The 21080-nt window shown below is 59.0% G+C and carries 19 protein-coding genes; 14 read left to right on the plus strand and 5 right to left on the minus strand.

Annotation, left to right across the window (positions count from 1 at the left end):
- Positions 1-180: 180 nt before the first annotated feature.
- On the plus strand, positions 181-2379 hold the full coding sequence (locus AK821_RS27525; RefSeq protein ID WP_064393059.1) for a hypothetical protein: 2199 nt from the start codon (positions 181-183) through the stop codon (positions 2377-2379).
- A gap of 307 nt (positions 2380-2686) precedes the next feature.
- Here the strand turns inward: AK821_RS27525 and AK821_RS27530 are convergent, their stop codons facing one another.
- Complete coding sequence (locus AK821_RS27530; protein ID WP_064393060.1) at positions 2687-3007, minus strand: DUF2288 domain-containing protein; 321 nt, start codon at positions 3005-3007, stop codon at positions 2687-2689.
- Between the two features lie 352 nt (positions 3008-3359).
- Between AK821_RS27530 and AK821_RS27535 the strand changes: the two genes are divergently transcribed.
- The 5 genes from AK821_RS27535 (at position 3360) to AK821_RS27555 (ending at position 8361) form a co-directional block, all read left to right on the plus strand.
- Complete coding sequence (locus AK821_RS27535) at positions 3360-4487, plus strand: branched-chain amino acid ABC transporter substrate-binding protein (protein WP_007918518.1); 1128 nt, start codon at positions 3360-3362, stop codon at positions 4485-4487.
- A 231-nt stretch (positions 4488-4718) separates the two neighbouring features.
- Positions 4719-5642, plus strand: coding sequence for a high-affinity branched-chain amino acid ABC transporter permease LivH (gene livH / locus AK821_RS27540; protein ID WP_016986597.1), 924 nt, complete (start codon positions 4719-4721; stop codon positions 5640-5642).
- Complete coding sequence (locus tag AK821_RS27545) at positions 5639-6895, plus strand: high-affinity branched-chain amino acid ABC transporter permease LivM (RefSeq protein ID WP_064393061.1); 1257 nt, start codon at positions 5639-5641, stop codon at positions 6893-6895. The genes livH and AK821_RS27545 overlap by 4 nt, the downstream gene beginning before the upstream one ends.
- Positions 6892-7659 (plus strand): high-affinity branched-chain amino acid ABC transporter ATP-binding protein LivG, encoded by a 768-nt coding sequence (livG, locus tag AK821_RS27550; RefSeq protein WP_016771357.1) that lies wholly within the window; start codon positions 6892-6894, stop codon positions 7657-7659. The genes AK821_RS27545 and livG overlap by 4 nt, the downstream gene beginning before the upstream one ends.
- Positions 7660-8361: an ABC transporter ATP-binding protein gene (locus tag AK821_RS27555; protein ID WP_003222380.1), complete on the plus strand. Its 702-nt coding sequence runs from the start codon at positions 7660-7662 to the stop codon at positions 8359-8361.
- A gap of 156 nt (positions 8362-8517) precedes the next feature.
- Here AK821_RS27555 and AK821_RS27560 read toward each other — a convergent pair whose 3' ends face one another.
- Both AK821_RS27560 and AK821_RS27565 read right to left on the minus strand, forming a co-directional pair.
- Entirely contained in the window at positions 8518-9756 is a 1239-nt protein-coding gene (locus AK821_RS27560; protein WP_064393062.1) for a DUF2599 domain-containing protein, read from the minus strand.
- Positions 9757-9788: 32 nt separating this feature from the next.
- Entirely contained in the window at positions 9789-11510 is a 1722-nt protein-coding gene (locus AK821_RS27565) for a DUF2599 domain-containing protein (RefSeq protein ID WP_064393063.1), read from the minus strand.
- Positions 11511-11803: 293 nt separating this feature from the next.
- On the opposite strand from AK821_RS27565, the gene AK821_RS27570 reads away from it, so the two are divergent.
- The 4 genes from AK821_RS27570 to AK821_RS27585 are packed head-to-tail and all read left to right on the plus strand — an operon-like array spanning position 11804 to position 14247.
- Positions 11804-12106 (plus strand): BufA1 family periplasmic bufferin-type metallophore, encoded by a 303-nt coding sequence (locus AK821_RS27570; protein ID WP_008086321.1) that lies wholly within the window; start codon positions 11804-11806, stop codon positions 12104-12106.
- A gap of 25 nt (positions 12107-12131) precedes the next feature.
- A complete protein-coding gene (gene bufB, locus AK821_RS27575) occupies positions 12132-13019 on the plus strand; it encodes an MNIO family bufferin maturase (RefSeq protein WP_064393064.1) in 888 nt (295 codons plus the stop codon).
- Positions 13016-13774, plus strand: a complete 759-nt coding sequence (locus AK821_RS27580; RefSeq protein WP_064393065.1) for an HvfC/BufC N-terminal domain-containing protein — start codon at positions 13016-13018, stop codon at positions 13772-13774. Before bufB ends, AK821_RS27580 begins: the two co-directional genes overlap by 4 nt.
- Positions 13771-14247 carry a DoxX family protein gene (locus AK821_RS27585; protein ID WP_064393066.1) on the plus strand — a complete coding sequence of 159 codons (477 nt, stop codon included), beginning with the start codon at positions 13771-13773 and terminating at the stop codon, positions 14245-14247. The genes AK821_RS27580 and AK821_RS27585 overlap by 4 nt, the downstream gene beginning before the upstream one ends.
- A gap of 67 nt (positions 14248-14314) precedes the next feature.
- Here AK821_RS27585 and AK821_RS27590 read toward each other — a convergent pair whose 3' ends face one another.
- Positions 14315-15229 carry a LysR family transcriptional regulator gene (locus tag AK821_RS27590; protein ID WP_064393067.1) on the minus strand — a complete coding sequence of 305 codons (915 nt, stop codon included), beginning with the start codon at positions 15227-15229 and terminating at the stop codon, positions 14315-14317.
- 104 nt (positions 15230-15333) lie between these two features.
- Between AK821_RS27590 and AK821_RS27595 the strand changes: the two genes are divergently transcribed.
- The 3 genes from AK821_RS27595 to AK821_RS27605 all read left to right on the plus strand — a co-directional run bounded on the left by AK821_RS27595 (position 15334) and on the right by AK821_RS27605 (position 18411).
- The gene (locus AK821_RS27595; RefSeq protein WP_064393068.1) at positions 15334-15933 is read left to right on the plus strand and encodes a short chain dehydrogenase; all 600 of its coding nucleotides are present in this window, start codon (positions 15334-15336) and stop codon (positions 15931-15933) included.
- 113 nt (positions 15934-16046) lie between these two features.
- The gene (locus AK821_RS27600; RefSeq protein WP_064393069.1) at positions 16047-16700 is read left to right on the plus strand and encodes a COG3650 family protein; all 654 of its coding nucleotides are present in this window, start codon (positions 16047-16049) and stop codon (positions 16698-16700) included.
- A 97-nt stretch (positions 16701-16797) separates the two neighbouring features.
- Entirely contained in the window at positions 16798-18411 is a 1614-nt protein-coding gene (locus tag AK821_RS27605) for an NAD(P)/FAD-dependent oxidoreductase (protein WP_064393070.1), read from the plus strand.
- A gap of 115 nt (positions 18412-18526) precedes the next feature.
- Here the strand turns inward: AK821_RS27605 and AK821_RS27610 are convergent, their stop codons facing one another.
- The gene (locus tag AK821_RS27610; RefSeq protein ID WP_064393071.1) at positions 18527-19621 is read right to left on the minus strand and encodes a PLP-dependent cysteine synthase family protein; all 1095 of its coding nucleotides are present in this window, start codon (positions 19619-19621) and stop codon (positions 18527-18529) included.
- 250 nt (positions 19622-19871) lie between these two features.
- On the opposite strand from AK821_RS27610, the gene nhaA reads away from it, so the two are divergent.
- The gene (nhaA, locus tag AK821_RS27615) at positions 19872-21059 is read left to right on the plus strand and encodes a Na+/H+ antiporter NhaA (RefSeq protein ID WP_064393072.1); all 1188 of its coding nucleotides are present in this window, start codon (positions 19872-19874) and stop codon (positions 21057-21059) included.
- Positions 21060-21080 lie beyond the last annotated feature (21 nt).

Here is a 21080-nt window from a genome sequence, read left to right on the forward strand (position 1 = left end):
TAAAGATCGCCGAATAATGGCCGATTCATCAACGATCAGGAAAGGATTCCCCCCAGCGACAGTCAGGCCAAAACCCTGATGCTCGGGCTCAATTCGCGCAAAAAAGACGCGAGATCTTATTCCGTGAGGTTCCCAGGCACTTGGCCTGCGAGCCGACCCAGTCCAGGTATATGGCGCACAATGACTTCTAAAAACAATCCCGCCCCAGCGGTATCCGATCTGACGTTGAGCCCCGCCGCGAACAGCCCGTCATCGTCGAAGCCATCGGTCCCGTCGCGCCCGCTGTCGACCCAGCAATACCTGTACTTCACCGAAACCAACACCGACCGCATCCTCGACAACCTCGACGGCCTGCGTGATCTGGTGTTCCCGCGCCCACCGCACCTGGAAGGCGACAACGAACAGCACAACGACCAGGAATTCCCCTCGGTGTGCCTGATCGGCCTCGGTCGTTGCGGCTCCAACATCGCCCTCGATGTCGCGGAACTGGTGTACAACGCGCGCAAGTTCTACCTCAACGAATTCAACAACGAAGATCGCCCGGCGGATCGCCGACTGGCCGACAAGGGCTACAGCCCGGCCCAGTGGATCAAGAACAACCTGCGCATCGGCCCGAACAAATCGACCAAACCGGTGTTTCTGGTCGAACCGCTGGTGATGCTCGGCGACCTCGACAAGGACATCGCCGGGCGCATTCGCTTCTCGCGCAAGGGCGAAAAAAGCGGCTTCCTGCGCGACTACAGCAAAATGAAGATCATGGACTTGTCCGAAGTCCACGCTGGTGGCGCCGGTAACGCGCCGATCCTCGGCCAGTATCTGGCGAAGATCATCCTCAACAAGGACACCCAGCGCTTCTCCAGCCCAGACTGGAAAATGATCCACTCGTACCTGATCGACAGCTGTGGCATCAAGGCCAACCAGTCGCGCCTGTACTTCTCGATCTTCAGTGCCGGCGGCGGTACCGGTTCCGGCATGGCCTCGGAATTCGGTCTGGCCCAGCAGCACTCGTACATGAACAAGACGTTCGACACCAAGCCGATGGACGAACATGACGGCAAGAGCGGCCACTCGTTCGTGTTCGAGCCGATCTTCACCAGCGGTATCTGCGTGCTGCCGAACATTTCCGATCATCGCAGCGAAATGTCCGAGGCGCTGCACATCAACGCCGGTCGCCTGTTGTGCAAATATCTGTCGGAAGAATGGGATTTCTCCTACAACTTCGCCAACGAAGACAGCAGCGAAGCCAGCGTCATGGGGCGTATCCGCCCATGGAACGCGATGATGCTGATCTCCAACGACATCATGCGTTACGCCGAAGAGAGCGATGACGGCAACATCCAGAACATTGATGTCAATGCGATGGAAAAGCACGCCAACCAGTACATCTCGCAGCAGATCTTCAACATTCTGACGGCGCAGGCAGTCACCACTGACTACGACCAGAACTACTTCCGCCGCGCCGGCATCGACATCGGCGAAACCATTCGCCTCGACGCCAACGACCTGTTCATGAGTCTGGCCGGCCCGGTGGCGATTGCCTACGCCGAATCGGTGGTGCCGGAAACGCCACCGCCGAGCAGCGACAAGTTCAAGGTGTTCGATAAAGAGCCGCAGCGTCTGAACATCGATGATCTGTTCTTCCGCTCGATCGACCTGCCGCACTTCAACAAGGTCACGCAGGCGATCGAAGGCATCAGCCTGTTGCCGATCGAGTCCAAGCGTTATCGCGCCTCGCTTGAGCAGTACAAGAATTCCGGCTACGACGCCGCCGCCCTGCACGACCTGCACTTCTTCAAGAACTGCTCGTCGGTGGTCTCGATCGTCTCGCTGCCGAAAGACTACAAACTGTCGTACATGGACCTGAACCGGTTGAAGACCCACCTCAACAGCCTGTTCCCCAACACCACGCTCAAGCGCTATGCGCTGGTGATCGGCGCCTCGGCCAACCTGTCGTTGACTACATTGATCGCCAAAAGCCCGTGCCTGTCGGATGACTTCCTGACTTTGATCGTCGCGTTCATCAAGCGTTGCTTCGCGAAGAATCCTTACCGTTTTGACGAGACCTTGGACAACTCAATCCTCGATTTCATCATCAACGAGGAGTTCGACGAAGACCGCATCGACGACCTGCTCAACGAGTTCGAGAACCCGGCGAAGATCCTCGATACCAACTGGTACGCGATCAAGCCGATGTACGAGAAGAAGTACCGTGAGCTGATCAACGACAAAGAGAAGTTTGTCTCGATCAATGACATTCGCCTGTCGCGCGATTGTGTGAAGAAATCGATCAAGTATTTGCGCGAGATTTACCGTCACCGGATTGGCAAGACCAAGGTTATTTCCCTCAATAACCATACCGGCAAGTCGTTCTCGGTCTGATCCAGGATCGAGTCGCGGCAATCGCGAGCAGGCTCGCTCCCACGATCGTTCCCACGCTCTGCGTGGGAATGCAGCCCGGGACGCTCTGCGTCCCAATGCGGACGCAGAGCGTCCATTGATGCATTCCCACGCGGAGCGTGGGAACGATCATATCCAGAAACAATTAAGCAGCCGTTAGGCTGCTTACTAAACTGTTCCCGTTACGTTTACGTCACCGTGATGCCACCCGCGCTTGTGGTGTTTCTCTACGGCAACGTGCCATCACGCTACTCCGCTACACACTTTTCGCTGACGACCGGCCGCACCATCAAGGTGCGGCGTCAGAAGCGACTGCCCTTTCCTGGATCAGAATCCACGGTGAAACCACCACCGCCCACAACGCCGGATCACGCTCGAAAAGATCCAGCGCCCGCGTTTCAGACAGCTTGGCGACTTTGTCTTGGGCCAGCCAGGCAGCCACTTTCTCGCCATCATCCGATGCCACGGCCTCGGCGGCAGCGATCAGATCCAGCGCAGGGTCGACCCACAATAGGGCACCCTTGGCGAAGAACGGCTCCAACTCCTTCCAGGTAATAGATGCGGTTTCACCAAGCAGCTTGGCATAGAGGGTGCTAGGTTCTTGATTCATGGGCGCTGTCCGGAAAAGAAATCGACGCGAATGATAACGTTGGTGGTCCGCCAGCAAAACCCGGTTGCAAATGGCTGTACCGAACGAAAAGAGCAGGAACGCCAAGGAATGCTGCTGATTGGGATATATGCCCACGAACGCCCCGCCGCAATTCTGTCTTTTTCATTCAAAAACGCGACACCCCCAAGTTTTGCCCCTCGGCGCCCGCTTCCCAGGCTGACAACCGGCGCTCTACACTGTACCGGTACAGTTGCCGGGGGCATTTCCGGAGGGTATCGCAAAGATATCTGACCCGGTTCTGCTGCTACGGCGCCAGAACTCAAAAAAATTACAACAGTAAGAGTGGAGCACTATGACTAAGGCTACTAAGCAGATTTCCAAACTGTTTGCCGCTATGGTTCTGGCCGGGGTTGCCAGCCATTCGTTCGCAGCTGACACCATCAAAATCGGTATCGCCGGCCCTAAAACCGGTCCAGTAGCCCAGTACGGCGACATGCAGTTCAGTGGCGCAAAAATGGCCATTGAGCAAATCAACGCCAAGGGCGGCGTCGACGGCAAGAAACTCGAAGCCGTTGAATACGACGATGCCTGCGATCCGAAACAAGCGGTAGCCGTTGCGAACAAGGTCGTCAACGACGGCGTCAAGTTCGTGGTCGGTCACCTGTGCTCCAGCTCCACTCAGCCAGCTTCGGACATCTACGAAGACGAAGGCGTGATCATGATCACCCCGGCTGCCACCAGCCCGGACATCACCGCCCGTGGTTACAAAATGGTCTTCCGCACCATCGGTCTGGACAGCGCCCAGGGCCCTGCCGCCGGTAACTACATTGCCGACCACGTGAAACCGAAAATTGTCGGCGTGCTGCACGACAAGCAGCAATACGGTGAAGGCATCGCCACCGCGGTGAAATCGACCCTCGAGAAGAAAGGCACCAAGGTTGCCGTGTTCGAAGGCGTCAACGCCGGCGACAAAGACTTCTCGGCGATCATCGCCAAGCTCAAGCAAGCCAACGTCGACTTCGTTTACTACGGCGGCTACCACCCGGAGCTGGGTCTGATCCTGCGTCAAGCCCAGGAAAAAGGCCTGAAAGCCAAGTTCATGGGTCCGGAAGGCGTGGGTAACGACTCGATCACCCAGATCGCCAAGGACGCGTCCGAAGGCCTGCTGGTGACCCTGCCGAAATCCTTCGACCAGGATCCAGCCAACATCGCCCTGGCCGATGCTTTCAAAGCGAAGAAAGAAGACCCGAGCGGTCCGTTCGTGTTCCCGTCCTACTCGGCGGTTGAAGTGATTGCCGAAGGCATCAAGGCAGCCAAGTCCGAAGACGCGACCAAAGTGGCTGAAGCCATTCACGCCGGTACCTTCAAGACCCCGACTGGCGACCTGAGCTTCGATGCCAAGGGCGACCTCAAAGACTTCAAATTCGTGGTCTACGAGTGGCACAACGGCAAGCCTAAAACTGAAGTATCGCCTCAGTAAGGCGCTGCCTGACTGACTGCCAATAAAGCCCACGGCGTGCCGTGGGCTTTGTTTTACGAATGTAATGGGCCGCGCTGGCGTGATCCGCCAGTCTCCCCACCTGAAAATCTCAAAACCGTCATCAGCGGTTCGCTGGCAAAACCCGGATTCGAAGTGGATAAAGATCCACGGGGCCGGGCGGGAAAATGACTCCACCAGTGAAATGCGTATCAGGTTTTTAGGAGCGCTGTAATGCCTGACATCTATCACTTCTTCCAACAGCTGGTTAACGGCCTGAACGTTGGCAGCATGTATGCCTTGATCGCCATCGGCTACACGATGGTTTACGGCATCATTGGAATGATCAACTTCGCCCACGGCGAGGTGTACATGATCGGCTCCTACGTGGCGTTCATCGCCATCGCCGGGTTGACCATGATGGGACTCGACAGTGTCCCGCTGTTGATGACTGCGGCGTTCATCGCCAGCATCGTCGTCACCAGTTCCTACGGTTACAGCATCGAACGCATTGCCTACCGCCCCCTGCGCGGCAGCAACCGTCTGATCCCGCTGATTTCCGCGATCGGTATGTCGATCTTCCTGCAGAACACGGTTCTGCTGGCGCAAGACTCCAAGGACAAAGCTATCCCCAACCTGATTCCGGGCAACCTTGCCTTCGGCCCAGGTGGCGCACAAGAAGTGCTGATTTCCTACATGCAAATCGTGGTGTTCGTGGTGACGCTGATCGCCATGCTCGGCCTGACACTGTTCATCTCCCGCTCTCGCCTGGGTCGCGCCTGCCGCGCCTGCGCCGAAGACATCAAGATGGCCAACCTGCTCGGCATCAACACCAACAACATCATCGCCCTGACCTTCGTCATTGGTGCCGCGCTGGCAGCCGTTGCGGCTGTACTGCTGAGCATGCAATACGGGGTGATCAACCCGAACGCCGGTTTCCTCGTCGGCCTCAAAGCCTTCACCGCAGCGGTACTCGGCGGTATCGGCAGCATCCCTGGCGCCATGCTCGGCGGGTTGGTGCTTGGGGTGGCGGAAGCGTTTGGCGCCGATATCTTCGGCGACCAGTACAAGGACGTCGTGGCTTTCGGCTTGTTGGTTCTGGTGCTGTTGTTCCGTCCGACCGGCATTCTGGGCCGTCCGGAGGTTGAGAAAGTATGACTAGGAATCTTAAACAGGCGCTGTTCAGCGCTTTGCTGGTGTGGGCCGTGGCCTACCCGGTACTCGGTCTGAAACTGACCATCGTCGGCATCAACCTGGAAGTGCACAACACCAGTCCGACCGTGCTGGCGACCATCGCCATCTGCTCGGTGCTGATGTTCCTGCGGGTGCTGTTCAACCAGCAGATCAGCAAGGCCTGGCGTTCATCGCCGGGTCTGCCGCTGATCCCGGCCAAAGCGAGCAACTTCCTCACACTGCCAACCACCCAGCGTTATTTCATCATTGCGCTGATCCTGGTGGCGCTGGTGTGGCCGTTCTTCGGCTCCCGTGGCGCGGTGGATATCGCGACGCTGATCCTGATCTACGTGATGCTCGGCCTCGGCCTGAACATCGTCGTCGGTCTGGCCGGTCTGCTCGACCTCGGTTACGTCGGCTTCTACGCCGTCGGCGCCTACAGCTACGCGCTGCTGTCGCACTACTACGGCCTGAGCTTCTGGATCTGCCTGCCGATTGCCGGCCTGATGGCGGCGACGTTCGGCTTCCTGCTGGGCTTCCCGGTGTTGCGTCTGCGCGGTGACTACCTGGCGATCGTGACCCTCGGCTTCGGCGAGATCATCCGTCTGTTCCTGCGTAACCTGACCGACATTACCGGTGGTCCGAACGGCATCAGCAACATCGAGAAACCGACGTTCTTCGGCCTGACCTTCGAACGCAAGGCCGCGGAAGGCATGCAAACCTTCCACGAGTATTTCGGCCTGCAATACAACTCGATCAACAAGGTGATCTTCCTTTACCTGGTTGCCCTGTTGCTGGCGCTGGCGGCGCTGTTCGTCATCAACCGCCTGCTGCGCATGCCGATCGGCCGTGCGTGGGAAGCGCTGCGTGAGGACGAAATCGCTTGCCGCGCACTGGGTCTGAATCCAACGATCATCAAGCTGTCCGCGTTCACCCTCGGTGCTGCGTTTGCCGGTTTCGCCGGTAGCTTCTTCGCTGCGCGTCAGGGGCTGGTGACGCCGGAATCGTTCACCTTCATCGAGTCGGCGATCATCCTCGCCATCGTCGTATTGGGTGGCATGGGCTCGCAGCTGGGCGTGATTCTCGCGGCCGTGGTGATGATCCTGTTGCCGGAAATGATGCGTGAGTTCAGCGAGTACCGCATGCTGATGTTCGGTGCCCTGATGGTATTGATGATGATCTGGCGTCCACAAGGTCTGCTGCCGATGCAACGCCCACACATGGAGTTGCGAAAATGAGCCGCGAGATCTTGAAAGTTGAGAACCTGAGCATGCGCTTCGGCGGCTTGCTGGCGGTCAACGGCGTGGCCCTGACCGTCAAAGAGAAACAAGTGGTTGCACTGATCGGGCCGAACGGCGCCGGCAAGACCACCGTGTTCAACTGCCTGACCGGTTTCTACCAGCCAACCGGCGGTAGCATCCTGTTGGACGGCGAGCCGATTCAAGGCCTGCCGGGGCACAAGATCGCGCTCAAAGGCGTGGTGCGCACCTTCCAGAACGTGCGTTTGTTCAAGGACATGACGGCGGTCGAGAACCTGTTGATCGCCCAGCACCGTCACCTCAACACCAACTTCCTGTCCGGTCTGTTCAAGACCCCGGCGTTCCGCAAAAGCGAGCGCGAGGCCATGGAGTTTGCCGAGTACTGGCTGGAAAAGGTCAACCTCAAAGAGTTCGCCAACCGTACCGCCGGCACCTTGGCTTACGGTCAGCAACGGCGTCTGGAAATCGCTCGCTGCATGATGACCCGTCCACGGATCCTCATGCTCGACGAACCGGCCGCCGGCCTGAACCCGAAGGAAACCGAAGACCTCAAGGCGCTGATCGGCGTGCTGCGTGAAGAGCACAACGTCACCGTGCTGTTGATTGAGCACGACATGAAACTGGTCATGAGCATTTCCGACCACATCGTCGTGATCAACCAGGGCACGCCTCTGGCCGACGGCACGCCGGAACAGATCCGCGACAATCCTGAAGTGATCAAAGCCTACCTGGGGGAAGCGTAAATGCTGCAGTTCGAAAACGTTTCCACCTTCTACGGCAAGATCCAGGCACTGCACAGCGTCAACGTCGAAGTCCGCCAGGGCGAGATCGTGACCCTGATCGGCGCCAACGGTGCCGGCAAGTCCACGCTGCTGATGACGCTTTGCGGTTCGCCGCAGGCGCACAGCGGCAGCATCCGCTACATGGGTGAGGAACTGGTCGGCCAGGACTCGTCACAGATCATGCGCAAGAGCATCGCGGTGGTGCCGGAAGGTCGTCGGGTGTTTGCCCGTCTGACCGTTGAAGAAAACCTGTCCATGGGCGGTTTCTTCACCGACAAGGGCGACTATCAGGAGCAAATGGACAAGGTTCTCGGCCTGTTCCCACGCCTGAAAGAACGCTTCAACCAGCGTGGCGGCACCATGTCCGGCGGCGAACAGCAAATGCTCGCCATCGGCCGTGCGTTGATGAGCAAGCCGAAACTGCTACTGCTCGACGAGCCGTCGCTGGGCCTGGCACCGATCATCATCCAGCAGATCTTCGACATCATCGAACAACTGCGCAAGGACGGTGTGACGGTGTTCCTGGTCGAGCAGAACGCCAACCAGGCGCTGAAAATCGCTGACCGCGCCTACGTTCTGGAGAACGGTCGTGTGGTCATGCAAGGCACCGGTGAAGCACTGCTGACCGACCCGAAAGTGCGCGAGGCGTACCTCGGCGGTTGATGCATTTCACTGAACAAAAAAACGGCCTTCTGGCCGTTTTTTTTACCTCACACATCCCCCCGTAGGAGCTGCCGAAGGCTGCGATCTTTTGACGTTGGTTGTTAAAAACAAGATCAAAAGATCGCAGCCTGCGGCAGCTCCTACAGAGCATCGGTGTCAGTACGGATTGCAGTGCTGTGCTACCGCCGTGGCCTGATCGACATACGGACGTGCCGGTTCCAGATTCCATTCAGGCTTGTTGCGCACAGGTTTGCCCTCGTACGTTGCCGCGAGGTGGCAAACCATCTGCCGACGCAACGAGCCACCATTGACGCTGTACTGCCGCCACTGCTGATCGTCTTTGTGCTTGTTGTACAGCTCGGCAAACATGCGATCAGTCTGGTCATCCTTGATCGCGCGACCGCAAGCGGTCGGTACCACCGAGAGTGACCAGGTGTTCGGCCCCAGTTTCGGATCAGGACGTTGTGCCCAGGTGCTGGATTCGATGTACTTGTCGCAGAATTTCGGTTCTGCCGGCATCGAGGTCTGGATGCACGAGAACGAAGCCTTGGCGACCGGAGTTCGCGGGAAGTCGATCTTGATGATATTGCGGTCCTTGCCAGTCTTGGCTTTGTAGTCCTTTTGATTGGCCAGTGCGTCATTCAGGCCACGTTGATCGCTGTAGAAAAACGCCAGAATCGGCAGCTCATCGGTTTTCGGATTGCCCAGACGCAGTTCCGTCTGCGTTTGAAACTCGCGGCTGTTGATGACTTTGCGCGCGCCCAAGAAATTGCGAAAGGCATCGACACGCTCCCTGCTGCTCATCGGATTGCGCATGTTGAAACCACACTGCAACTGATCCTGCTGCCGATTGTTGTTGTACTGGGTGAAGTGTGCGACCCAGGCATTCGGGCTGGTGATCGGTGGTTTCATGGCCTGGCAAACCGCTTCGGCCGGCGCAGTGTTTTTGTTGTCGCCACAGCCGCGGTCGTTGCGATAGTCGGTCCAGGCATCATTGGGAAAGGCGCAATAGACGTGCACGGGTGTTTCCGGATCGCGGATCAGATCTCTTGGTGTAATCAGATAGCCGTTTTGCGTACTCATGCCGGGGTCTTCATAGCTGATGCCGTCGGCACGCATATACGAAGCGGCGAACGTGCCCAGCTCCACGGCTTTCGGGCTGGGATTCCACACATCCCATTTCTGCCCCTTGGCCGGATCGGCGCGGTGGGTGCCACGAACCAACAGTCCCGAACAGTCCGACGCGGGGTCCTGACCGCAACTGTCGACGGTTTTGTTGTACAGGCTTTCGACCTTCTTCAGCGTCTCGTCGCAAGATTCGGCACGGGCCCATGTCGCGTGCAACAGCAGCGGCAACATCAGCAATGGAGCGGTCCTGATCAGACGTTTTTTCATGGCTTGCATCTCCTTGATTAGCCAATACACACTCAACGGGGAACGGGGTTGCAGCCGGCCGCCCGGGTCTCGGCGTCCGATAACGCCGGCCGGAACGGCTCGAGATTCCACGGTGTCTTGTTGCGATAATTGGCCAGGACACAGCCCAATTGCTGACGCATGCTGCCGGCCGACGTTTCGTTATCGCGCCAATGGCTGTCCGCGCCCTTGAGGGCGAACAGTTGCGCATAGATCGCCTCGAGTTGCTCGTTGGGCAAGGCACGTCCCGCCGCCGTGGGCACGATGCTCAGGCTCCATTCCTCCTTGCGGGTGCCGGGGTCGAAACGATTGACCCAGTCGGCCGAGGCGATGTATTGCGGTGACGCAGCCGCCACCGGATTGCACCCGGCCTTCGCCGCTTGCTGCGGGCTGACAGCAGGACGGAAGGGTTCCAGATTCCATTCGGTCTTGGCCGGATAGTTCTGCACCAGACAGGCCAGTTGCTGGCGCATGCTGCCCGCCGACTTTTCGTTGTCGCGCCATTGGCTGTCAGCCCCCCGCAGCGCCAGCAGTTCCTGATAGACAGCATCCTGATTGCTGGCCTGAATCGCTTTGCCCTGGACGGTCGGCGTCACGCTGAGCGACCACTCGTTTTTCTTGCTGCCCGGGTCGTAGCGCTCGATCCAGATGGCGTTGGCGATGTATCTCGAGGTCGGTGCATCCGGTGGCGGCCGGGTATCCCCCGTCACCGTCAGATCGATCGCCTGATCGGCGGCGACATAACTGAAACGCTGTTCGGCAGGCTTGGTGAAATCCAGCCGCAGGATCGGCACGCTGTAGCCTTGCGCCTGAAGTTTTTTCTGAAAGTTGCGCGCACTGTTCAGGCCGTTCTCGGGCTTCGGTGGCGCCTGATCACCGCGGGTGGCGAAGTTCTGCGTGCTGTTGACGTTGTAGATGAAGGCGTCGATGTACTTCATGTTTTCGCTGCCATCGTTGGTTGCCGTGGCATTTTTCAACATGAACTCGTTGACCTGGGCGCTGAAGGCAAACGGGTCTTTGTTGGTCGTGTTTGGCCGCGACTCGTGCACCCGAATCATTGCGTTCCAGTCGCTGGGTTTTTCCGCGTTCCATGAGCATTGGCCGTACTGAATCGGCCCCTTCATCAACCCGGTGTATTTCTGCGTCCATTGCTCGGCCGTGCTGACCCCCGCCTCGGCGCAAGTGCCGTAGGCCAGTGCAGCATTGCGATTGTTCATCGTGCCCTGAGCCGCGCGCGGCGGTTCACGGCTGTCGAAGAAACCGCAGCCATACCATTTGCGCTCCGGTCCGGTACCGCCATCAAAGGCATAGATGCAGGTAAAGCCCTGTTCCTTGACCGGCAGATTCAGCGCCGCCGCATCGGTGGGTGTACGCAGGATGAAGCCGGCCGGATGAATGAGAATGCGCGTGCTCAGATCCTTGCGGATCCACGAGTAGGAGGTCGCGCCAATCCTGATCGCGTAAGGACTGTAGTCCCACGGATTGAAAGGCCCGTCATTGACCATGCGTAGTGTCACACCGCTGCAATAGTAGAGACCGCGCGCGGCACCGGTATCGGGCTCCTGGCATGAGTCCTTGAGGGTGTTGTAGTTGTGATTGATACGCTTGAGTGTGTCCTGCGGATCGGCTTGCGACTGGGCGTGAACCGTGGAGAACAGCAAAGGCAGCGTGCAGGCCAGAGCAAACGATGAAGCCTTGCGCGACAGCACAGCGAAGACTGAGCGATCCTTGGTCATGAGATACCGTCCTGGTAAATCGGCCTGTTGGAGTGGCCGTAGAAGTGACTATAGAACACTGCCGGCAACTCGGATAAATCACTGCAGGAGCTGTCGCAGGCTGCGATCTTTTGATCTTGATTCAATCGCTAAAAAGCCGAGTCAAAGATCGCAGCCTGCGGCAGGTCCTACAGGGGGTTTGCATTATCTGGAAAAAATTGCTGTGGGCTGTAACGCATCGTCGACTGGTTTCTCTAGAGGGGTAAGCAAGCGCAAATCGCTTGTAAAAACCCTGACAAGACTGGAGAAACATCATGACTGCTACCACTCGTACCCTGTCCGCCACCGCCCTGGTTCTGGCCCTCGGTTCTGCCCTGAGCATGGCCGCCGTCTCCACCGCCCACGCTGCCGACGACATGGAAAAATGCTTCGGCGTGGCCATGAAAGGTCATAACGATTGCGCTGCAGGCGCAGGTACTACCTGTGCCGGCACGGCGAAAATGGACTACCAGGCCAACGCCTGGAAACTCGTCCCGAAAGGCACCTGTGCTACCACCGAAAGCAAGACCTCGCCGACCGGCTTCGGTCAGATGGAAGCGTTCAAAGCCAAGTCCTGATCCGCGATCTGCCTGAGTGACGATCATGTTCACAACACAACAAACTCCTCTACCCGGCACCCAGGCAGCCCTCACAGAACTCCCGCCGCGTGCCGGGCTGGGGCTCAAGACCGGGCATTTTCGTGAAGTGCTCGGTTTGCAACCGGACCTCGGCTTCTTCGAGGTCCACGCCGAAAACTACATGGTCGACGGCGGCCCGTTTCATCATTTTCTGGGTTTGATTCGCCAGCAGTATCCGCTGTCGCTGCACGGTGTCGGGTTGTCCATCGGCGCTGAAGGGCCGCTGGATAAAGACCATCTCAAGCGTCTTGCCGAGCTGAACCGGCGCTATCAACCCCAGTCCTTTTCCGAACATCTGGCCTGGTCCAGCCATGGCCCGGTGTTTCTCAATGATCTGCTGCCACTGGCCTACGACATGCCGACCCTGAACCGCGTCTGCGCGCATATCGATCAAGTGCAGGACTGCCTGCAACGGCCCATGCTATTGGAGAATCCGGCGACTTATCTGGCGTTTCAGCGCTCGACCATCGATGAGCCGGAATTCATCGCCGAGGTCATTCGCCGAAGTGGCTGTGGCCTGTTACTCGACGTGAACAATGTCTACGTTTCGTGCATCAATCATCAGCGCGCTCCGCTGGCCTATCTCGACGCACTGCCGTTGCACCGGGTGGGCGAGATTCATCTGGCCGGGTTTGCCGAAGATTCCGACAACCCGGGTGAGCGCTTGCTGATTGACGATCACGGCGCAGCGATCGATGACGCGGTGTGGGATTTATACCGGCAAGTGCTCGAACGCATTGGCCCGGTAGCCACGCTGATCGAACGTGACAATCAAGTGCCAGCGTTCAATGTGTTGCTGGCCGAAGCACAGCAGGCCGATGATTTTTTGCTGCAAGCGAGGGGGCGCGCATGAGCACGCACAGCGCTTTCGCTGCCGCGCTCATCGACACGCGACTAACCTGTCCAGAGGGCTTGTGCAGTGCCAGCGGCGCCGATCCGGCCAGGCGTTTCGCGGTGTATCGCAACAACGTGCAAAGCTCGCTGATCAACGCATTGGCCGACAGTTATCCAGTGGTCAGGCAATTGGTCGGCGAGGAGTTCTTTCGGGCGATGGCGGCCGTTTTCGTTCAGGCCCAACCGCCGCAAAGTCCGCTGATGAGCCGTTACGGCGAAGATTTCGCTGACTTCACTGCCGCGTTCGAACCGGCGTCCAGTGTGCCCTATCTGGCCGATGTCGCGCGCCTTGAGCGTTTGCGCACCTGTGCTTATCACGCGGCCGATGCGCTTGCGGTGCGGCCGGAAGAAATCACTGCCGCATTCGCCAATCCGCACTCCCTGAGCGCACTGACCGTCAAGCTGCATCCGTCGCTGCATCTGCTCGACTCGCCCTGGCCGACGGTGGCGATCTGGGCAGCACATCAACGGCAAGCAACGCTCGCGGGCCTCGACTTGCAGCAAGCACAGCACGCGCTGGTGCTGCGCAACCATCTCGACGTCGAAGTGTTTGTCATCGAACCCGGCGCCAGCGCGTTTATCCGCCATCTCATCGATGACCAGCCATTACTGGCGGCAGTTGCACACAGCCCTCCCTTCGATCTTGCACAAACCCTCGGCTTGTTGATCGCGCACAACGTCATCACCCACTTGAGCTACAAGGAACTGCCATGAGCAACCTCATCACCCGCGCCATCGCGCTGCTGGAAAAAATCCCCCACAGCCTGATCGCCTTCATCGCACGGTTTTCGATTGCTGCGGTGTTCTGGAAGTCCGGGCAGACCAAGATCGAAGGGTTGGCCATCGACCTGATCGACAGCACCTTTGAATTAGGCTGGCCACGACTGGCCGACTCGACGATTCCGCTGTTCAAGAGCGAATACCCTGTGCCGCTGTTGTCGCCAGAGATTGCTGCGCACATGGCCGCATTCGCCGAGCACTTCTTTCCGGTGTTGATCCTGATCGGTTTCGCCACACGGTTTTCTGCGTTGGCATTGCTGGGTATGACCCTGACGATTCAACTGTTTGTGTACCCGGATGCGTATCCGACTCACGGCACCTGGGCGGCGATATTGCTGTACCTGATGGCGAGCGGGCCTGGGAAGCTGTCGATCGATCATCTGATTGCCAGACACCACAACCGCTGATATTCCTCTAGCAGGCTTCGACAGCTCCAGGGAATGGGTTGGAAGGGAACGGGATAGCAGGGGATGGTCAGCGCTGGAGACGATCCAGCGCCTCTCCACTGCGCTTGAACCAGCCGATCAGATAGTCCGCCAGCACCTGCGTACGTTTGGGCAGCCCTCCCTGATACGGATGCACCAGGTACATCGGCATGCGTCGGGTCTGAAAATCGCGCAGCAGCCATTTCAATCGCCCGTCCGCCAATTCCGCTTGCAGCAGGTACGAAGGCAATCGAGCGATGCCGGCGCCGGACAGCGCAGCTTTTTTGAGCAGGCTGTAATGGTTGCTGGCGAACGGCCCGGACACCCGCACCCGCAACAATTCGTGCTGCAGGTGATATAGCCACTCTTCGCGCCCGCTGTAGTGGCTGTTGAGCAAGCAACGGTGTTCGGCCAGTGCCTGCGGCATCGTCGGCTCACCGAAACGCTCAAGATAAGCCGGGCTGGCGCAGGTCATTTCCTGCCAGGCCAGCAGGGGCTTGGCCACCAGCCGCTGATCATTGGCGACCTCGGAACGAATCGCCAGATCAAAACCATCCCGCGACAGGTCGCGATAACTGTTGTTCAGTTCCAGCTCGATCTGCACCTCGGGGTATTTCTGCGAGAACTCCAGCAGCAAGCCGTCAAAGAAGGTTTCCCCCAACGACACCGGAACCGTCATACGCACGGGACCGGCCATATCGTCCTTCAAACGCGCCAATGCCTGACGCGCCTTTTCGACCTGGACTACCAGCGCCTGGGCCTGCGGCAACAACGCCGCGCCCGCGGCGGTCAGGCTCAAACGCCGGGTGGTCCGTTGCAACAACACCACAGAAAACTGCGCTTCGAGCTGGCTGATGCGCTTGGACAACTGGCCCTTGCTACAGCCCAATTGCTGCGCCGCCAGGGTGAAACTGCCAGCCTCGATCAGCACGGCAAACGCCGCCAGATCATCCATCTCGCTCATGGATTGTTTCCATTTGAAAACCAAAGGTTGCCTATTAGTGCGCTTATTGGCAGAAAAAACCACTCTAGACTGAAACCTCGTTCAATCACTTGAGGCACAGCACGATGAAAATTCTGTTGATAGGCGCTGGCGGCACCATCGGTTCGGCCGTGGACAAAGAACTGGCGCAACGCCACGAAGTCATTCGTATTGGCCGCAATAGCGGTGACTTGCAGGTGGATATCAGCGACAGCACCTCGATTCGCAAGCTGTTCGAAAAAACCGGCAAGTTCGATGCACTGGTCTGCGCCGCGGGCAACGTGACCTTTGCCTCGCTGGATGAAATGACTGAAGACAGCTTTGCCCTCGGTCTCAAGGACAAACTGATGGGCCAGGTCAATCTGCTGCTGATCGGCCGTGAATTCGCCAACGACGGCGCCTCGTTCACCTTCACCACTGGCGTACTCAGCCACGATCCGATTCGCAGTGGCGCATCGGCAGCGCTGGTCAACGGCGCACTCGACAGTTTTGTCCGCGCGGCCGCCATCGAACTGCCACGCGGCCTGCGGGTGAACTCGGTCAGCCCTACCGTGTTGCTGGAAGCGATGGGTAAATATGCGCCGTACTTCCGTGGCTACAAGCCAGTTGCCGCGGCAGATGTGGCGTTGGCCTACGCGAAAAGTGTCGAAGGCTTGCAGACAGGTCAGACGTTTCACGTCGGTTAAGATCAAAAGATCGCAGCCTGCGGCAGCTCCTGCAGGAGAATGTCGAGGCGGCGATCTTTTGCATTTGCCTGACAGGCTGCGTAACGTGGCGGCACTTGTCTGGAGAGCCGAAGATGCGTGTTGCCCGTTCGTTAGCCGTTGTTGCCCTGCTGCCGTTGTTTGCCGCCTGCCAGTTGTTCGATGGCCAGCGAGAAAGTGCCTCGCACGTCGGGCAGACGCGGATGCAAGGGCAGCTGACCGCCGCCGACGGCAAACTGGTGTTCCAGCCGTGTCAGGATCAGCGCCAACTGGTGGTCAATGACATCGGCGGCACCAGCGTCCTGCAAGAAGCCGCCACTCTGGCCGACGAGCAAGGCAAACTGTTTGCCGATGTTCGCGGCAAAGTCTCGGGCGATCGACTCGATCTGACTCAGTTGTACCGCGTCGAACGCTCCGGCACAGCCTGCGACGACCCCAATTTCAAACTGCTGATCCTGCGCGCTGCCGGCCATGGCCCGGAATGGAACGTCAAGGTCAGCGGCAAAGGCATGGTCATTGACCGCGAAGGCCAGCCACCACTCGCCGTACCTTATGTTGAAGAACAACTGGGCGACGGCCGCTTCAACCTCAGCAGCGAGGCCAACAACCAGCGCATCGAATTGTGGGTCGCGCCGCAACGCTGCGTCGACAGCAGCACCGGCAGCGTGCAGCACATGAGCGCCGAGTTGCGCATCGACGGCCAGGTGCAGCGCGGTTGCGGGTATTTCGGCGGATCGCGCAACGACTGAGCGTTTTAGCCTCACCGGATCCGGCCTTTGCGGCTTATAATCGCCGCCTTCAAACGCCTTGGCGCAGTTGTGCGCCCCGCGAACCCGGATCCTCGCCATGTTACGAATCACTGAACTCAAGCTGCCAATCGACCATCCCGAAGAAGACCTGCGCCCTGCCATCGTGCAGCGCCTGGGCATCGCCAGCGATGACTTGCTCGATTTCACCTTGTTCAAGCGCAGCTACGATGCGCGCAAAAAGTCCTCCGAACTGTGCTTCATCTACACCATCGACCTCCAAGTGCGCGACGAGGCCAAAGTGTTGGGCAAGTTCGCCGACGACCGTAACGTCAACGTGGCGCCGGATGTCAGCTACAAATTCGTCGGTCAGGCGCCGAGCGACCTGAGCCAGCGCCCGATCGTCGTCGGTTTCGGCCCGTGCGGAATCTTCGCCGGCCTGCTGCTGGCGCAAATGGGCTTCAAGCCGATCGTCCTCGAGCGTGGCACGGAGGTCCGTCAGCGCACCAAGGACACCTGGGGCCTGTGGCGTAAAAGCGTACTCAACCCCGAGTCCAACGTGCAGTTCGGCGAAGGCGGCGCGGGCACGTTCTCCGACGGCAAGCTGTACAGCCAGATCAAGGATCCGAAATTCCTTGGCCGCAAAGTCCTGCACGAGTTCGTCAAGGCCGGCGCGCCGGAAGAAATCCTCTACGTCAGCAAGCCGCACATCGGTACGTTCCGTCTGACCGGCATGGTTGAAAACATGCGCGAACAGATCCGCGAATTGGGCGGTGAAGTGCGCTTCCAGGAACGCGTCACCGACGTGCTGATCGAAGACGGCCAATTGGTCGGCGTCGAATTGGCCAGCGGCGAAACCCTGCATTCGAAACACGTGGTTCTGGCCCTCGGCCACAGCGCCCGCGACACTTTCCGCATGCTCCACAGCCGTGGCGTGTTCATGGAAGCCAAACCGTTCTCGGTGGGTTTCCGCATCGAACACCCGCAATCGCTGATCGACCGCGCGCGTCTGGGCAAATATGCCGGCCACCCGAAACTGGGCGCCGCCGACTACAAACTGGTGCACCACGCCAAAAACGGCCGTTCGGTCTACAGCTTCTGCATGTGCCCGGGCGGCACCGTGGTCGCGGCGACTTCCGAGCCAAATCGCGTGGTCACCAACGGCATGAGCCAGTACTCGCGTAACGAGCGCAATGCCAACTCCGGCATCGTCGTTGGCATCACCCCGGAAGTCGATTATCCGGGCGGGCCGCTGGCCGGGATCGAGTTGCAGGAACGTCTGGAATCCCACGCCTTTATCCTCGGCGGCAGCGATTACAAGGCGCCGGCGCAACTGGTTGGCGACTTCATCAACGACATTCCTTCGACCGAACTGGGCGAAGTCGAACCGTCGTACAAACCGGGTGTGGCGCTGGGTGATCTGGCCTTGGCCTTGCCGGATTTTGCCATCGAGGCAATCCGCGAAGCGTTGCCGGCGTTCGAGAAGCAGATTCGCGGTTACTCGTTGCACGATGCGGTGTTGACCGGGATCGAGACCCGCACTTCCTCGCCGCTGCGCATTACCCGTAACGAGACGCTGCAGAGCATGAACGTCAAAGGCTTGTTCCCGGCCGGTGAAGGCGCGGGTTATGCGGGCGGGATTCTGTCGGCGGGTGTGGACGGGATTCGCATTGCTGAAGCCGTGGCGCGCGATATTCTCGGCCTGACTGACTGACACAAAACCCTGTAGGAGTGAGCCTGCTCGCGATAGCGGTAGTCCATTCAACATCAATGTTGAATGTTATTCCGCCATCGCGAGCAGGCTCACTCCTACAGTTGATTTCGGTGTGTCAGATATTGGCACGCAGGACTGAAGTCGGCAGCGCCTCACCGCGCTCGGCACTCGCCGCCACCGCTTCGATCAACCCAGCCAGCTCATACCCCTGCGCCTGCAGCCAATCCTGATCGTAATACGTGTCGGCATACCGCTCGCCGCCATCGCACAGAATCGCCACGATCGACCCCGACTCCCCCGCCGCTTGCATCTGCTGCGCCGCCATCAAGGCGCCGATCAGATTGGTCCCGCTCGATCCGCCGACATGCCGGCCCAGACGCTGCGCCAGATAATGCATGGCCGCCAGCGACAAGGCGTCCGGCACCTTGACCATCGCATCGATCACCTTGGGCAGAAACGACGCCTCAACGCGAGGCCGGCCAATGCCTTCAATGCGCGAACCGCAATCCAGACGCAAACTGGCATTGCCAGTCTGGTAGTAATCGAAGAACACCGAACGCTCGGCATCGGCGCACAACACGCGAGTGCAATGCTGGCGATAGCGCACGTAACGACCGAGGGTAGCGGTGGTGCCGCCGGTGCCCGGACTGGAAATCAGCCAGCTTGGTTCCGGGTGCTTTTCGTAGCGCATCTGCTGGAAAATCGATTCGGCGATGTTGTTGTTCGCACGCCAGTCAGTGGCGCGCTCGGCGTAGGTGAACTGATCAATGAAATGGCCATCGTGCTCACGGGCCAGACGCTCGGATTCGGCGTAGATCTGCGTCGGATCTTTTACCAGATGGCTTTTGCCGCCATAGAACTCGATCTGCGCGATCTTCTCTTTGGAGGTGGTCGCTGGCATTACGGCAATGAATGGCAAACCGAGCATCCGCGCGAAATACGCCTCGGAAATCGCCGTCGAACCACTGGACGCCTCGATCACCGGCGCACCAGGTTTCAGCCAGCCGTTACACAGCGCGTAGAGAAACAGCGAACGGGCCAAGCGATGTTTAAGACTGCCGGTCGGATGGCTGGACTCATCCTTGAAGTACAACTCGATGCCCGCAAAACCTGGTAGCGGCAAAGGGATCAGGTGGGTGTCGGCGCTGCGCTGAAAATCCGCTTCGATGATGCGGATGGCTTCGCGGGCCCACTGTCGGTTGTCGCTCATGGTGATGGTTCTCGTTGAATCGGCAGGAGATGAACCTGTTCGAAAGGCTCACTCATCAGCTTAGGAAAATTCCGATAGCGCGCACAGATACAGCTGAGTCTCAATATGTCAGGCAACTGCTAGGCTCAGCGTGGCTTGGGCCAGACACCTTGTAACGACATATAACAAAAAAGAATATAACTTTTGTTTTAACAACTAACAGTACGGGTTAGGGTGTCCCACCTTTTTGACGATTCGATGGAGAGCGACCTTGCCTCTGCGTAGCACTTTCACGCGTTTCTTTCAGTTGGAAGCTGCCAGCGGTCTGTTATTGATCGCCGCAGCCGTCCTGGCCCTGATTATCAACAACTCGCCGCTGTCGTGGCTGTACACCGGCCTGCTCGACACCCCCGTGGTGGCGCAGATCGGTGCGTTGAAAATCGCTAAACCCCTGCTGCTGTGGATCAACGACGGTCTGATGGCGATGTTCTTCCTGCTTATCGGCCTGGAAGTGAAGCGCGAAGTCCTCGACGGCCAACTGTCAAAGCCCTCGCAAATCGTCCTGCCCGGCGCGGCAGCGATCGGCGGCATGCTGGTACCGGCGCTGATCTACTGGTTCCTCAACCGTGACAACCCGGCAGCCCTTGATGGCTGGGCGATTCCGACCGCGACCGACATCGCCTTCGCCCTCGGCGTATTGGCCTTGCTCGGCAAGCGTGTGCCGGTATCGCTGAAACTGTTCCTGATGACCCTGGCGATCATCGATGACCTCGGTGCCATCGTGATCATCGCGATCTTCTACTCCGGCGAACTCTCGACCCTGTCGCTGGGTCTGGCGGCGGCCTGCATTGCGTCGCTGGTGGCGATGAACCGGCTCGGGGTGGTCAAACTCGGGCCCTACATGATCATCGGTCTGATCCTCTGGGTTTGTGTACTCAAAAGCGGAGTGCACGCGACGCTGGCCGGCGTGACCCTGGCCTTCTGCATTCCACTGCGCACGAAAAACGCCGAGCCGTCGCCACTGCTGACCCTGGAACATGCGCTGCATCCGTGGGTGGCCTACGGCATCCTGCCGCTATTCGCCTTCGCCAACGCTGGCCTGTCGCTGAGCGGCGTCACCATGGAAAGCTTCACCCATCACGTGCCGATGGGTATTGCGGTCGGCCTGCTGCTGGGCAAGACCGTCGGTGTGTTCGGTCTGACCTGGCTCGCGGTCAAAACCGGCATCGCCGCCCTGCCGCAAGGCGCCAACTGGGGTCAGGTGCTGGGCGTGGCGATCCTCTGCGGCATTGGCTTCACCATGAGCCTGTTTGTCGGCTCGCTGGCGTTTGAGCCGGGTGTGAGTGACTACGCAGGCATGGACCGGATGGGCATTTTGACCGGGTCGATTCTGGCGGCGTTGATTGGTTATGCGGTGACGGCGGCGGCGAGTCGCCGGAATACTCTGCAAAACGTCTGAAACGCTTCCTTAAGAAATCAT

It is taken from the genome of Pseudomonas sp. RIT-PI-r (assembly GCF_001297015.1).
Lineage (GTDB): Bacteria > Pseudomonadota > Gammaproteobacteria > Pseudomonadales > Pseudomonadaceae > Aquipseudomonas.